Source organism: Bradyrhizobium murdochi (assembly GCF_000472965.1).
GTDB classification, from domain to species: Bacteria; Pseudomonadota; Alphaproteobacteria; order Rhizobiales; family Xanthobacteraceae; genus Bradyrhizobium; species Bradyrhizobium murdochi.
On record NZ_AXAU01000001.1, the window covers coordinates 1125862 to 1139177 of the forward strand.

General features: G+C 62.6%; 13 protein-coding genes and 1 pseudogene. 7 read left to right on the top strand and 7 right to left on the bottom strand.

Going from position 1 to position 13316, the window contains the following annotated elements; all coding sequences use genetic code 11:
• Positions 1 to 12: 12 nt before the first annotated feature.
• Positions 13 to 228, bottom strand: a pseudogene (locus YUO_RS48875) (cupin domain-containing protein); the annotation flags it as partial.
• Between the two features lie 235 nt (positions 229 to 463).
• Here YUO_RS48875 and YUO_RS0105800 point away from each other — a divergent pair.
• Both YUO_RS0105800 and YUO_RS0105805 read left to right on the top strand, forming a co-directional pair.
• A complete protein-coding gene (locus YUO_RS0105800; RefSeq protein WP_028346421.1) occupies positions 464 to 1048 on the top strand; it encodes a carboxymuconolactone decarboxylase family protein in 585 nt (194 codons plus the stop codon).
• A gap of 52 nt (positions 1049 to 1100) precedes the next feature.
• Positions 1101 to 1496, top strand: coding sequence for a rhodanese-like domain-containing protein (locus YUO_RS0105805; RefSeq protein ID WP_028346422.1), 396 nt, complete (start codon positions 1101 to 1103; stop codon positions 1494 to 1496).
• 103 nt (positions 1497 to 1599) lie between these two features.
• On the opposite strand, the gene YUO_RS0105810 is transcribed toward YUO_RS0105805, so the two are convergent.
• The gene (locus YUO_RS0105810) at positions 1600 to 2745 is read right to left on the bottom strand and encodes an autotransporter outer membrane beta-barrel domain-containing protein (protein ID WP_028346423.1); all 1146 of its coding nucleotides are present in this window, start codon (positions 2743 to 2745) and stop codon (positions 1600 to 1602) included.
• A 360-nt stretch (positions 2746 to 3105) separates the two neighbouring features.
• Here YUO_RS0105810 and YUO_RS0105815 point away from each other — a divergent pair, with 360 nt between their 5' ends.
• Positions 3106 to 3309, top strand: a complete 204-nt coding sequence (locus tag YUO_RS0105815) for a cold-shock protein (RefSeq protein ID WP_028346424.1) — start codon at positions 3106 to 3108, stop codon at positions 3307 to 3309.
• 64 nt (positions 3310 to 3373) lie between these two features.
• Here YUO_RS0105815 and YUO_RS0105820 read toward each other — a convergent pair whose 3' ends face one another.
• The 3 genes from YUO_RS0105820 to purM all read right to left on the bottom strand — a co-directional run bounded on the left by YUO_RS0105820 (position 3374) and on the right by purM (position 5895).
• Positions 3374 to 4105: a glutathione S-transferase family protein gene (locus YUO_RS0105820; RefSeq protein ID WP_028346425.1), complete on the bottom strand. Its 732-nt coding sequence runs from the start codon at positions 4103 to 4105 to the stop codon at positions 3374 to 3376.
• 66 nt (positions 4106 to 4171) lie between these two features.
• A complete protein-coding gene (gene purN / locus YUO_RS0105825; RefSeq protein ID WP_028346426.1) occupies positions 4172 to 4825 on the bottom strand; it encodes a phosphoribosylglycinamide formyltransferase in 654 nt (217 codons plus the stop codon).
• A complete protein-coding gene (gene purM, locus YUO_RS0105830; RefSeq protein WP_028346427.1) occupies positions 4822 to 5895 on the bottom strand; it encodes a phosphoribosylformylglycinamidine cyclo-ligase in 1074 nt (357 codons plus the stop codon). Before purM ends, purN begins: the two co-directional genes overlap by 4 nt.
• A gap of 149 nt (positions 5896 to 6044) precedes the next feature.
• Here purM and YUO_RS0105835 point away from each other — a divergent pair, with 149 nt between their 5' ends.
• The 4 genes from YUO_RS0105835 (at position 6045) to ppx (ending at position 11239) form a co-directional block, all read left to right on the top strand.
• Positions 6045 to 6587: a CDP-alcohol phosphatidyltransferase family protein gene (locus tag YUO_RS0105835; RefSeq protein WP_028346428.1), complete on the top strand. Its 543-nt coding sequence runs from the start codon at positions 6045 to 6047 to the stop codon at positions 6585 to 6587.
• Between the two features lie 97 nt (positions 6588 to 6684).
• Positions 6685 to 7362, top strand: a complete 678-nt coding sequence (locus YUO_RS0105840; RefSeq protein ID WP_028346429.1) for a P-loop NTPase family protein — start codon at positions 6685 to 6687, stop codon at positions 7360 to 7362.
• Positions 7363 to 7525: 163 nt separating this feature from the next.
• The gene (locus YUO_RS0105845) at positions 7526 to 9724 is read left to right on the top strand and encodes an RNA degradosome polyphosphate kinase (protein WP_028346430.1); all 2199 of its coding nucleotides are present in this window, start codon (positions 7526 to 7528) and stop codon (positions 9722 to 9724) included.
• A gap of 12 nt (positions 9725 to 9736) precedes the next feature.
• On the top strand, positions 9737 to 11239 hold the full coding sequence (ppx, locus tag YUO_RS0105850; RefSeq protein ID WP_028346431.1) for an exopolyphosphatase: 1503 nt from the start codon (positions 9737 to 9739) through the stop codon (positions 11237 to 11239).
• 87 nt (positions 11240 to 11326) lie between these two features.
• Here ppx and YUO_RS39860 read toward each other — a convergent pair whose 3' ends face one another.
• Together YUO_RS39860 and YUO_RS39865 are read right to left on the bottom strand one after the other, a co-directional pair.
• On the bottom strand, positions 11327 to 12751 hold the full coding sequence (locus YUO_RS39860) for a TRAP transporter large permease (RefSeq protein ID WP_063830268.1): 1425 nt from the start codon (positions 12749 to 12751) through the stop codon (positions 11327 to 11329).
• Positions 12748 to 13311 carry a TRAP transporter small permease subunit gene (locus YUO_RS39865; RefSeq protein ID WP_051379240.1) on the bottom strand — a complete coding sequence of 188 codons (564 nt, stop codon included), beginning with the start codon at positions 13309 to 13311 and terminating at the stop codon, positions 12748 to 12750. The genes YUO_RS39860 and YUO_RS39865 overlap by 4 nt, the downstream gene beginning before the upstream one ends.
• Positions 13312 to 13316: the final 5 nt, after the last annotated feature.

A 13316-nucleotide genomic window follows, 5' to 3' on the forward strand; every position in this document is an offset into this window, starting at 1 on the left:
AACGTCGCCGGCCTCAATCCTAATCGGTTCGAGCTTGCCGCATGTGATCCAGCAGCCGGCGTTCATTGCCAGGTGAAACAGCGTGATCGCTTCCGCGCCCGGCATCAACCGCGAAGCCAGCAAGTCCGGTGGGGAGGTCACGACCGACCATGGCCGCGTAAACTCGGCATTGAAATGAATGGCGCCCGACACACGGATGACGCGCAGAACCTCGGACAAAACGTCCATTTGGCCTCCAGGGCTGGATCACTAAACGGTGCGTAGCGTCTCGGCAAAGAATCTGAGCGCCCCGATCATTGTGTCAACTCTGGCCCGGCCTTAGTTCACCGTCCGGTCGGTTGAAGCGAGCTTTCCCGGCACGCCCGATCGGGTCGATCGGGCCATAGCCGGTCCGTCGCGGCAGAACCGGCCGAATTTTATGCGGCACTAGCCGCGGAAATTGTTTCACGAACGGAGATTTTGGATGTTTCTCAAGACGGTTGACGAAACTGAGGCGACAGGCCGCATCGCCGAGCTCTATGCGGCGCAGAAAGCCCAAAGCGGCTTCGTAATGTCCGCGACGCGCTGCTGGACCGCGCGGCCGGATCTTCTGCCGATCTACCAGGAGTTCGCCGACAAGATCCGCACCGGCTTCTCGCTAAGTTCGCGCGACTGGCGGCTGATCACATTCGTCGTAGCAAAGCAGGTGCCGTCCACCTACTGCTCGCACGTGTACGGCAAGCAGCTTCTCGCTGACCTCGGCTCGAAGGAAGCGGTTATGGCCGTGCGACGCAACTTCGCCTCGGCACGACTAAGCGAACGGGACGTCGAAATGCTGCGCTATGCCGAGACGATCGCAAGCGACGCGTCCCGCGTGACGGCGAAAAACATCGAGCGGCTGCGGGCGGTGGGCTTCACCGACGTCCAGATCTGCGACATCGCACTCTGCGCCGCGTTCCGCTGTTTCGTCGCGCGGTTCTTCGATGCGGTCGGCGCCGGCCCGGAGCCGACCTTCATCGACGCAGACGCCGAATTTCGCAAAGCGATGACGGTCGGCCGAGCGATCTGATGAAGAGATTTTTCAACCCAGGACTTTCAACCGAGCATAAGAGGAGATGACTATGACCACCAGCGTCAAGCAGATGATGGAAGCCGCCAACGCAGCGGTGCCGCGCATCACGCCCGCGCAGGCCAAGGAAATGATTGCGAAAGGAAATACCCTCGTCGTCGACGTGCGTGACGCGCCGGAAGTGGAGAAGAGCGGCAAGGTCGCAGGAGCCATCCATGTCTCCCGCGGCATGCTGGAGTTCCGCGCCGATCCCGAGACGCCCTACCACGACAAGAATTTTGCCAAGGACAAGACGGTCATCCTGTATTGCGCGTCCGGCGGACGATCCGCGCTTGGCGGCAAGGTGCTCAAGGATATGGGGTACCCCAATGTCTACAATCTCGGCGCCTTCAAGGACTGGGCCGAGAGCGGCGAGGCGATCGATAAGCCGATAGAGCCTGACATGTGACAATCGTAATCGTCATCACTTGGGGCGAGCGCGAATATCCGAGCCGCCGCCAGAGTGGCGGGCCGGCCGTGCATGGCGCGGTGGGCCGAACTAGTACAGTTCGCTACCACTTCAACTCAATGCCCACCGTGCCCTGATGCGACTGCATCGCGGCGCGGAGTTTGGCGTCGTAGTTTACGTAGAGCCGTGCGCTATTGGTCAGGCTCAGCGATGCTGAGCCGCCGGCATCGGCGCCGTACCGGCTTTCGCCGACACCCTGGAACGTAATGCTCTGCACTCCCTGGCTGACGGTGATGTCGGAGAAATTCTGCACGACATTGTCGACGAACTTGCCGTAACCCGACAGGTCGAAAATCTTGCCGTCGAAGATCCAGTAATGGCCGATCTCCGCGCCGATCAGCAGCCGCGCGCGCTCCACGGTGGCGCCCGTTGCCGCCACGGGATCGAGGCCGCCGATCTCCTGCAGCGATCCGGTCCGGGCACGGACATATTCGAACGCGGCTTTCGGCACGACGCGGGCCTGGTCCTTGGACCAGTAATAGCTGATCTCGCTCAACACGCCGTCGAGCCGCGCATTGTATCCGGCAGTCGCAATCCCGAGCCCCGTGTCTCGGCGCGAATTGATGTTGCCAAAGCCGTGCACGACTGCGCTGGCCCAGGTCCACGGCCCGCTGTCGACGGAGGCCGTGAAACCGAGCTGAGTCAGGTCGATGGTGGCCGATTGCGGCGCCAACGGAATATCGATCGCCGAGCGGCTCTGGTCGACCGAGAAACCGACATTGACGCCCGGCATCACCCGCGCGCCAATGCCGGCAACACCGCCCCAGGTCTTTCTGCTGTCGCCGACGAAATCGCCGACCGCGCCGTTCTTGGTCCAGTTCCCGTAGCCTTCGAACCAGGTCCGGTAGCGCGGCGCTTCTATGCTCTCGGAGGCGCCGCCCCCGCCCGGATTGGTCCGCTGCAGGCGGTTGAAACCATTGCTCGACTGGTTGCCCAGCCGTTCCAGGAAATTGCTGCCGAGATTGGTCAGTGTCGCGCCCGATGAGACCGTCGAATTGATCACGGTCGGGGTCGGGCTAGGTGTCGGCGAAGGCGTGGGTGTCGGGGTTGGCGTCGGAGTGGGCGTCGGCGATTGCGCGTGGGCGGCGGACATGGCGGTGATGAGCGCGAACGCAATCGCGGCCAGACATGCAAGCGCGCGCCCGGTTCCGATTTTCCATGCTCGCGAAGGCCGCCGAGAGCCGCGCATGCAGTCCATTCCAGAGGGCGAAAGCGCCAGCCCGAAAAATGCGCAAATGCCGATAAACCGTAACGATTTGCCCCTAGTTCGCGCAAACGGTCAATCGGCGCGCTGCCGAATACGCGTCATTGTGGTTCGGCTGCCACAGCCGGCCGACACCAGAACGATTTGCCGGAGCCCGCCAGAACCTTGCGAACGCCCGAATTTCGTGTTGCAATCCCAAGCGCAATCGGATTCAGGCCGTTCGACTGTGCGTTTCGCGAGCAGGAAATCTAGCAGCTATCGGGAAGCCCGTTTGTGGCGTGGCACGTGGAAAACGTGGCCGCGTCTTTTTTATATCTAGACCAAACTTGGAGACAGGCGATGGCGATGCACAAGGGCAGCGTCAAGTGGTTCAACCCTACCAAGGGGTATGGGTTCATCAAGCCGGCGGTCGGCGAGAAGGACGTGTTCGTCCACATCTCGGCCGTCGAGCGTGCGGGACTCACCACTCTCAACGAGAACCAGCACGTCGAGTACGACCTTGTCGAAAACCGCGGCAAGACGTCCGCGGAAAACCTCAAGGTCACGTAGACTTCGTCCACGCAAATTGCCCCCGGCCTCGCCGGGGGATTTTGTTTGCGCCCTGCCCTGGAATTCAGGCCGCCGCCTCGCAGCCGGCGATCTCGCTGAGTTCCGGATAGAATCGCGCGGTCATCCGGCCGACATAGCGCCGCAGGTTGGCATGGCTTGCGGCTGCCCGCTGCAAATTCGACTCGAACAGCGGACAAATCGCACAGACCGCGAAGGCGAACATCGTGGCGTCGATGCCGGCGGGCTCCCTGCCCATGAAAAACGGCTTGTCGCCGAGATAGGCCGCCATCGCGTCGATCGAGCGGATCCCGATCGCGGTGATCTCGTCTTCGGAGTGACGGCCGATTCCCTGGCCGTGCAGCGTCTTGCGCAGGCGGCGCCGGACCATCGAAACGACGACCGGCCGGACCGGCGCCGGCACGCCCCTGAAGAAATTGACCGGACCCTTGCGAAAATTGTCCTCGATCATCCAGCGGAAGTAGACGCTGGCCCAGTAGAGATTGTCCTCCGCCATCTTCTCGAAGGCCCAGGAGATGGCGAGCTGCTCGGCGCTGAGGCCCTGGTCGAAATCGATGCCGTATTTCTTTTCGAGATGCCAGCGGATCAGCGTGGAATCGCCGAGCAGTTGGCCGTCGTCCTCGATGTAGGGAATTTTGCCCTTGGGCGCTTTCGAAAAGCTCATCGGCGCTTTTCTGAACGGCAGTTTCGACATCCGCAGCAAGGTCTCGGCCTTGGTCACGAACGGGCTTGCGTCGGGGAGGCCGAAATTGGGCCCGGAGCCATAGAGCGTGATCATGGAAACCTCGATGGATTTAGTGAAGCGCGGTCGCCGCGCTCGTTCGCGCATACCTTTCGGATAATATCAGATCGTCCGCGGCGAAATCAGGGTGCCATTGCGGTCGGCCCCGTCGGCGACCTTGCAGATCTCGCCTTCGAGGCGGAGCTTTCCGCTCGCAAGCAAACGCAGCGCCTCGGGGTAAATGCGATGCTCGATGCCCAGAATGCGCTGCGACAACGTCTCTGCCGTATCGTCGTCGGTCACCGTCACCGCGCCCTGCATCACGATCGGGCCGGCGTCGGTCTCGGGAATCACGAAGTGCACGGTCGCGCCCGAGATCTTGACCCCGGCCTGCAACGCCTGCCCGTGCGGATCGAGACCCGGGAAGGATGGCAGCAGCGAGGGATGGATGTTGAGCATCTTTCCGTACCAGCGCTGCACGAATTCGGCGGTGAACAGCCGCATGAATCCGCCGAGGCAGATTAGTTCGACCTGCTTTTCGTCCAGCGCCCGCTGCAGGACGGCCTCAAAGCCCGCGCGGTCCTTGCCGAACGGCTTGCTCTCGACGACCAGTGTCGGGATGCCGCTCGCGGCTGCCTTCTCCAGCCCAGGCGCATCGGCCCGGTTGGAAATGACGGCGACGATTTCGGCCGGAAAATCCGCAGCCTTCGCCGCACCGATCAGCGCGGCCATGTTCGACCCGCGCCCGGAGATCAGGATGGCGACGCGGCGCTTCATTGCGCGAGATCTAGATGGCCGTTGTAGGCCACGCGATGGTCGCTCGCAGCCGGGATCACTTCGCCGAGCAAGGCGACGGTCTCGCCGCTTTCGGTCAGGATCTCCGTCACCTTCTCGACCGCATCCGGCTTGACGATGGCGACCATGCCGATGCCGCAGTTGAAGGTGCGCAGCATTTCGAGTTCGGCGATGCCGCCCTGCTCCGCCAGCCATTTGAACACCGGCAACACTGGTAGCCGCGCCAGATCGATGCCGACGCCGAGGTGCTTTGGCAGCACGCGTGGGATGTTGTCGGTGAAGCCGCCGCCGGTGATATGGGCAAGCCCCTTGATCCCGCCGGTTTCGCGGATCGCGCGCAGGCAGGATTTCACATAGAGCCGCGTCGGCGTCAGCAGCGCGCCGCCCAGCGTCATGACCGGCGAGAACGGCGCCGGGGCATCGAACGAGACCCTCGATTGCGCGACGATCTTGCGGACCAGCGAAAAACCGTTGGAGTGAACGCCGGATGAGGCCAATCCGATCACGGCGTCGCCCACGGCAATGTCCGCGGTCGGCAACAGCGTGCCGCGCTCGGCAGCCCCGACCGCAAAGCCTGCGAGGTCGTAATCGCCATCCTTGTAGAGCCCCGGCATCTCGGCGGTCTCGCCGCCGATCAGGGCGCAGCCGGACTCCCGGCAGCCCTCGGCGACGCCGGCCACGATGGCCGCCGCGGCGTCGGGGTCCAACTTGCCGCAGGCGAAATAGTCGAGGAAGAACAACGGTTCCGCGCCCTGCACGACGAGATCATTGACCGACATCGCCACCAGGTCGATGCCGATACCGCCATGCAGGCCGGTCTCGATCGCGATCTTGACCTTGGTGCCGACGCCGTCGGTCGCCGCCACCAGCACCGGGTCCTTGAAACCCGCCGCCTTGAGGTCGAACAAGCCGCCAAAACCGCCGATTTCGGCATCGGCGCCGGCCCGGGCGGTGGCGCGCACCATCGGCTTGATGAGATCGACCAGGCGGTTGCCCGCATCGATATCGACGCCCGAATCCGCGTAAGTCAGCCCGTTTTTGCGGTCGTTCATGCCCAAATTCCAGTATGATGACGGCTGGTTACGAGGAATTCAGCGATCCTGCAATGGCTCGCAAGCGCTTGGCGCATATACTATGTAGATAAGAGCCGGCTGTACCCGCCAGGGGCCGGATTTAGGCCGGGAGCCGGGAAGCGACCGAGTTGAGCATTCCAAATATCATTACGCTGGGGCGCATCATTCTGGTGCCGGTCATCGTCTGGGCGATCGTTTCCAGCCAGATGGAAATCGCGTTTGCGATTTTCGTCATTGCCGGGGTCAGCGACGCCGTCGATGGCTTTCTCGCCAAGCGCTTCAACATGTCGAGTGAACTGGGCGCCCTGCTCGACCCGCTTGCCGACAAGGCACTTCTGGTTTCCATCTTCGTGGCGCTCGGCATCTGGGGTGCGGTGCCGCGCTGGCTCGTCATCCTCGTCGTGTCGCGCGACATCATGATCGTCACGGCGGTGATCGTGTCATGGCTGTTCGACAAGCCGATCCCGATGAAGCCCCTGATGGTATCGAAGCTCAACACGGTAGCGCAGGTGGCGTTCGCGGCGCTGGTGCTGGCGTCGCTCGGTTTCAACTTCAAGCCGGCACCCTATGACGTGATCCTGATGGGTTTTGTTACGGTCTTTACTTTGGTTTCCGTCTCGCTCTATCTCGTCGAGTGGGTGCGGCACATGAGCACGATCGAAGCGCGCTAGCTTGTTCGTTGCTTCGACGCATTTTCTTCACACGAACCGGTGGCGATTTAGCTTGAAAGCGCTATGAAAGCCGCAAGATCCCGGCCTGGAGATTTGCGTGGTAGTTCGCGTTCAACCCCGTCAGCTTGCCTTTGCGCTGCCGCATGCGGAGAGCTTGACGCGCGACAATTTCCTCGAGGGGCCGGCCAATGAAGCCGCGCTCGCGCTGATCGAAAGCTGGCCGGACTGGCCGAACCGCATCATGCTGCTGGCGGGGCCGGAGGGCTCCGGCAAGAGCCATCTCGCCGCGATCTGGGCCGAACAGGCGGGCGCGCGCTCGATCTCGGCGCACGCGCTTGATGCTGCTGCCGTCCCCGGCGCACTCGCCACCGGGGCACTGGTGGTCGAGGATCTGAGGCCGGCCGACTTCGACGAACGCGCCTTGTTTCATCTGCTGAACCTGGCACGCGAGGACGGGGCCTTCGTCCTGATCACGGGACGCGTTCCACCGGCGGCGTTCGAGATCGAACTGCGCGATCTCCGGTCGCGGCTGCGCGCCGCCCCACTCGTGTCGCTGTTGCCGCCGGATGACCTGTTGTTTCGTGGCCTGATCGTCAAATTTTGCGCAGACCGCCAATTGAGCATCGACGAAACGGTGGTGAGCTACCTCGCCACCCGAATCGAGCGCTCCTATGCCGCTGCTCGCCAGGCGGTTGAGCTTCTGGATAACGAGGCGCTGCGGCTCGGCCGGCCGGTCACCCGGGCGCTGGCCGCGGAACTCTTGCGCAACGCCTGATCGGGCAGCTCCTGCTGCGTCCTGCCGCCTTGACGCCGGCTCTGCGCGGAACATCAATGTCATTGAAACGTCATCGGCGTATCACATGCTGTGGGCCGCATTCCCTTAAAGTCGGCCCTGCCTCGAAGTCGGCCCTGCCTCGCTCGCGATGGATTAAAGCCTTATGGAATTGGTACAAGCTGTTGAAATAAAAGAAAAAGAGCCGATTGCCGAGGCTCCGCCCACGATCGTCACGAGCCCAGAGCGATTTATCAATCGGGAACTATCCTGGCTGCATTTCAACCGCCGGGTGCTCGAGGAATCGGTCAATCTGGGCCATCCGTTGCTGGAACGGGTGCGGTTCCTGTCGATTTCGGCCAATAACCTTGATGAGTTCTTCATGGTTCGCGTCGCCGGCATCAAGGCGCAGGTCCGTGAAGGCTTCGCCGAACGCAGCCCCGATGGCTTGACGCCGTCCGAGCAGCTCACTCTCATCAACAGGACGGTTTCGGAACTCGCTTCCGACCAGCAGGCGATCTGGCGCGATTTGCGCACCGCCCTGTCCGATGCCGGCATCAAGCTCGTCGACGGTCACGACTTCACCAAGGCGGAGCGCGGCTGGCTCGAGGATCACTTCCTCCGCAACATTTTCCCGCTGCTGACGCCGCTGGCGATCGATCCCGCGCACCCGTTCCCGTTCATCCCGAGCCTCGGTTTCACCATCGCGCTGCAATTGTTGCGAACGTCCGACGGCAAGGCGATGAACGCGCTGATCCGGATGCCCGGCAAGATCGACCGCTTCATCCGGGTGCCGGCGACCAAGGACGGCGTGGTGCACCTGATCCCGCTGGAGCAAGCCACCGGAATGTTCATCGGCCGGCTGTTCCCCGGCTACACCGTCAAGGGACAAGGCGCTTTCCGCATTATCAGGGACTCCGAGCTCGAAATCGAGGAAGAGGCCGAAGATCTCGTCCGCCTGTTCGAGACCGCGCTGAAGCGGCGGCGGCGCGGTTCGGTGATCCGGCTGGAAATGGAAGACAAAATGCCCGAAGCGCTGCGCACCTTCGTGCAGCAGGCGCTTTCCGCCGCCGACGACGAGGTGTTTCTGGTCGATGGCGTGCTGGCGATGAACGAGCTGTCGCAGCTCACTCGGCTCGACCGTCCCGACCTCGAATTCATGCCCTATGTGCCGCGCCATCCCGAGCGGGTGCGCGACCACGCAGGGGACATCTTCGCGGCGATCCGGCAAAAGGATCTCATCGTCCATCATCCTTACGAATCCTTCGACGTCGTCGTGCAATTCCTGCAGCAAGCCGTCCGCGACCCCGACGTCGTTGCCATCAAGCAGACGCTCTACCGCACCTCGAGCAATTCTCCGATTGTGCGGGCGCTCGCCGAGGCCGCGGAAGCCGGCAAATCGGTGACCGCGCTGATCGAGCTGAAAGCGCGGTTCGATGAGGAGGCCAACATCCGCTGGGCGCGCGACCTCGAACGCGCGGGCGTTCAGGTCGTGTACGGCTTTCTCGAACTGAAGACGCACGCCAAGCTCTCGATGGTGGTGCGGCGCGAGGGCGGTAACCTGACGACCTACGTCCATACCGGCACCGGCAATTATCATCCGGTCACCGCGCGCATCTATACCGACCTTTCCTATTTCACGTCGGACCCGATCATCGGCCGCGACGCGGCGCGGGTATTCAACTACATCACGGGCTATGCGGAGCCGAGCGACATCGAGCGGATGGCGGTGTCGCCGTTGACGCTACGCCAGCGCATCATCGAACACATCAAGGGCGAGACCAATCACGTAAGGCACGGCAAGCCGGGCGCGATCTGGATGAAGATGAATTCGCTGGTCGACCCCGACATCATCGACGCGCTCTACGAGGCCTCACAGGCCGGCGTGTCGATCGAACTGGTGGTGCGCGGCATCTGCTGCCTGCGGCCTGGCGTACCCGGACTATCAGACAATATCCGCGTCAAATCGGTGATCGGCCGCTTCCTGGAGCACGGCCGAATCTACTGCTTTGGTATGGGGCAAGGCCTGCCCGGGCCGAAGGCGGCTGTGTATATCTCGTCCGCCGACATGATGCCGAGAAACCTCGACCGCCGCGTCGAAATCCTCTGTCCATTGCAAAATCCCACGGTACATCAGCAAGTTCTCGAACAAATCATGGTCGCGAATCTGAAGGATACTGAGCAGAGCTGGCAATTGTTGCCGGATGGGTCTTCAACGCGTATGAAGGCCGCGAAAGGCGAAGAGCCGTTCAACCTGCATAACTATTTCATGACGAATCCGAGCCTGTCTGGACGTGGAAAGTCTCTCAAGGAATCTTCGCCGCGCCGCCTCACGCGCCGTACCGAACGTCAGCAATCGTCATAAGGGAGCGCCGCTGTGAAGCGGCCGCGCAAGCGCGCTTCCAGCGTCGCCGTCATCGACATCGGTTCGAACTCGGTTCGTCTCGTCGTCTATGAGACGATGGCGCGCAGCCTCGTCACCATCTTCAACGAAAAGGCGCTGTGCGGGCTCGGCCGCGAGGTGCAGAGCACCGGTTTGTTGGCCGAGGATGCGGTTACGAAGGCGCTGACGGCACTACGGCGATTTCGCGCGCTGTGTCGTATCCAGCAGGTGGAGCGCGTCTTCGCCATCGCCACCGCCGCCTGTCGCGACGCCAAGAACGGTTCCGACTTCATCGCCAAAGCCGAGCGCATCTGCGGCGCGCCGATTCAGATTCTGTCCGGTCCGCGCGAGGCAAGACTGTCCGCGCTTGGCGTCATCTCCGGCATCCACAATCCCGATGGCATCGTCGGCGATCTCGGCGGCGGTTCGCTCGAACTGATCGATGTGGAGAAAAACCGGGTCCACAGCGGCGTCACGCTGCCGCTGGGAAGCCTGGCGCTGCAGGATCTCTCGGAGAAATCCTTGAAGCGCGCCGAGCGCATCGTTCGCGACGATCTGTCCGGCGTCGCCCAGCTCAAGGCCGGCCATGGCCGCACCTTCTATGCGGTCGGCGGCACCTGGCGCGCGCTCGCACGTATTCACATCGTCCAAAGCGGCTATCCGCTACGCGTGATGCATGGCTATTCGTTACCTGCCGCCGACGCGCTCGATTTCGCCCGGCGCCTGCGCCGGCTGGCGGCCGCCAACATGCTCGCCGATATCGAAGTCGTCGCGGATGCACGGCGCCCGCTCCTCACCTATGCGGCGCTGGTGCTCGAATACATCATCCGCGTCGGCCGGCCGAAGACGATCGTGTTTTCCACCTTTGGCGTCCGCGAGGGCCTGCTCTACGAGATGCTGCCGCCGCAGGAGCGCGCCAAGGACGGATTCATCTGCGCAGCCCAAACCCTGAATGGATTGTTGTCGCGCTCCGCACGCCACGCCGAGGAACTTGTCGCATGGACCGATCGGCTGGTGCGGGTCGTGAAGCTGCGCGAGACTGAGGAGGACCGCCGCCTGCGCCACGCCGCGTGCCTGCTTTCCGATATCGGATGGCGCGTGCACCCCGACCACCGCGGCGAGGAAACGCTGAGCCTGATCACCAACGGCAATTTCGGCTCGATCAGCCATCAAGGCCGCGCCTTTGTCGCGCTATCGGTGTTCTACCGCTATGCGGGCTTAAGCGAAGAGAACGAGCCGCCGGAGCGCGTCCGCGGGCTGGTGCCGCCCGCGATGGATGAGCGTGCGCGCCTTCTCGGCGCGGCGTTCCGCGTCGCGCACCTGATAACGGCGGCGCGCACCGGCGTGTTGCCCGCGACGCATTTCCGAACCCAGGGCCGCAAGCTGATGCTGGTGTTTGAGCATCGCATGGTCGATCTCGTCGCCGACCGCGTCGGCAGCCGCTTCAAGCAACTGGCGCGGCTCGTCGGGCGCGCCGGCTCGATCGTGCGGAAGTGAGACGGAAAGGCGGCGTTCACAACGCGCCTTCCGTTTGTCGCCCTTTCCGCCACAGCCGCTTTTTGGAGCCGGCACGCACAACACCCGCTACTTCTTTTTTGGTGTCAGCCAGTCTTCGTCTTCCAGGGATGGTGCCCGCTTCTGCTGCTCCAGGATTTTCTTGTACTCCTCGGGAATCACCTGACTGCGCGACGCCTCGTGCAGCGTGTGCGGGAACCAGGTCGCAATGCCGGGGAAGACAATCATTAGACCAACGCAGATCACCTGCAGGATCATGAACTGGAACATGCCGGCGTAAATCGTCGCAAGACTCCAGCCCTTGACCACTTGCTTGAGATAGTACGCTGACATGGCGACCGGCGGCGACAGAAAGGCGGTCTGCAGCACCACCGCAACCAGCGCGCCGAACCATATGAGATCGATGCCCATGCCCTTCACCACGGGATAGAAGATCGGCAGGAACACCAGGATGATGGCTGGCCATTCGAACGGCCAACCCAGCAGGAAAATGAGCACGAGCACGACGATCAGCATGAGACTTGGCGGCAACTGGAGGCCGAGCATCGTCTCGGTGATCCAGTTCGCCGAGCCGAGCCGAGCGAACACCGCACCGAAAATATTCGACGTGACCGCGAGCAGCAGCACCATGCTCGACGTCGCCATCGTCGAGATCAGCGCGCGCTGCAGTCCGCTGAGTGAGAACCTGCCATAGGCGATGGACAGGATCAGCGCGCCGACGCTGCCGATGCCGGCAGCCTCCGTCGGTGTCGCGAGCCCCCCGATGATCGAGCCGAGTGTCGCCGTGATGAGCCCGAGCAAGGGCAGCGTGCCGATGATCACCTCGCGCGCAATGTACCACGCAGAATAGATCCGCTCGTCCATGGGCACCGGCGGCCCGAGCTTGGGATTCATGAAGGCGCGGACCATCAGATAGCTGATGTAGAGGCTGGCCAGCAGGAAGCCCGGCCCGAAGGCTGCGGCGTAGAGATCGGCGACCGAGACCCCGAGCACCGGCCCCATCACGATCAGCATCACCGACGGGGGGATGAGAATGCCGAGCGTGCCGCCCGCGGTGATGGTGCCCGCCGAAAGCTTGGGGTCATAGCCCGCCTTGTTCATGATCGGCGAGGCCATGATGCCAAGAACGGTGACGGCTGCTCCGACGATACCCGTCGCCATCGCGAACACGGTCGAGGTCAGGATGACGACGAGGAAGAGCGCTCCTCGCACCGGCGCAAGCAGCATGCGGAACGCTGTAAAAAGGCGCTCCATGAGCCCTGCCTGCTCGGTGATGAAGCCCATGAAGATGAACAGCGGCACGGCGGCCAGCAGTTCCTCCTTCATCATGCCGATGGTCTGGAAATAGCCTAGTTCGAAGACCGTTGAGCCCATGCCCCAGTAGCCGAACGAAAAGGCGAGAAACAGCAATGTGAACGAGATCGGCACGCCGATGAAGATCGCTCCGAGCAGCACCAGGAGCATGATGAGGCCGATGAGCGCTTCTGCGGTCATATCTCGACCTTCTCCTTGTGCTCGAGCTCGACACCGGTGCGCATCATGTAGATGCTCTTGATCAACTCGGACACGCCCTGGATGAGCAGCAGGAAGCAGGCGAGCGGCACGACGAACTTGAACGGCCACAGCACGGGTCGCCATGGCGTCTGGTCCGAGGTCTCGTTGATCTGAAAGGCGTAGTGAAATTCGTTCCAGCTAATCAGCAACAGCATGATCAGGCTCGGGAAGAAGAAGACGATATAGGAGATCGTATCGATCCAGCCCTTCTTGCGGACGGAGAACTTCTCCCAGAAGAAGTCGGTGCGTATATGAGCGCCCTTGTGCAGCGCATAAGCAGCGCCCAGCATGAACAGCGAGCCGTAGAGCATGTAGGTTGCGTCGTAGGCCCAAATGGTCGGCGCGTTGAACAAATAGCGCGCTGTAACCTCGTAGGCGACCGCCAGAACAAGCGGCACTGCCAGCCACGAGATGATCGTGCCGGTCCGGTCGGTGAAGCCGTCGATGACCCGGATTGCTGCCAGCAGCGCCGGCGATTGTCTGTTAGTTATCTCAGCCATCCCTC

Coding starts and splice junctions, on each gene's coding strand:
- YUO_RS0105800 (WP_028346421.1), top strand. CDS start 464: ATGTTTCTCAAGACGGTTGACGAAACTGAGGCGACAGGCCGCATCGCC.
- YUO_RS0105805 (WP_028346422.1), top strand. CDS start 1,101: ATGACCACCAGCGTCAAGCAGATGATGGAAGCCGCCAACGCAGCGGTG.
- YUO_RS0105810 (WP_028346423.1), bottom strand. CDS start 2,745: ATGCGCGGCTCTCGGCGGCCTTCGCGAGCATGGAAAATCGGAACCGGG.
- YUO_RS0105815 (WP_028346424.1), top strand. CDS start 3,106: ATGCACAAGGGCAGCGTCAAGTGGTTCAACCCTACCAAGGGGTATGGG.
- YUO_RS0105820 (WP_028346425.1), bottom strand. CDS start 4,105: ATGATCACGCTCTATGGCTCCGGGCCCAATTTCGGCCTCCCCGACGCA.
- purN (WP_028346426.1), bottom strand. CDS start 4,825: ATGAAGCGCCGCGTCGCCATCCTGATCTCCGGGCGCGGGTCGAACATG.
- purM (WP_028346427.1), bottom strand. CDS start 5,895: ATGAACGACCGCAAAAACGGGCTGACTTACGCGGATTCGGGCGTCGAT.
- YUO_RS0105845 (WP_028346430.1), top strand. CDS start 7,526: ATGGAATTGGTACAAGCTGTTGAAATAAAAGAAAAAGAGCCGATTGCC.
- YUO_RS39860 (WP_063830268.1), bottom strand. CDS start 12,751: ATGACCGCAGAAGCGCTCATCGGCCTCATCATGCTCCTGGTGCTGCTC.
- YUO_RS39865 (WP_051379240.1), bottom strand. CDS start 13,311: ATGGCTGAGATAACTAACAGACAATCGCCGGCGCTGCTGGCAGCAATC.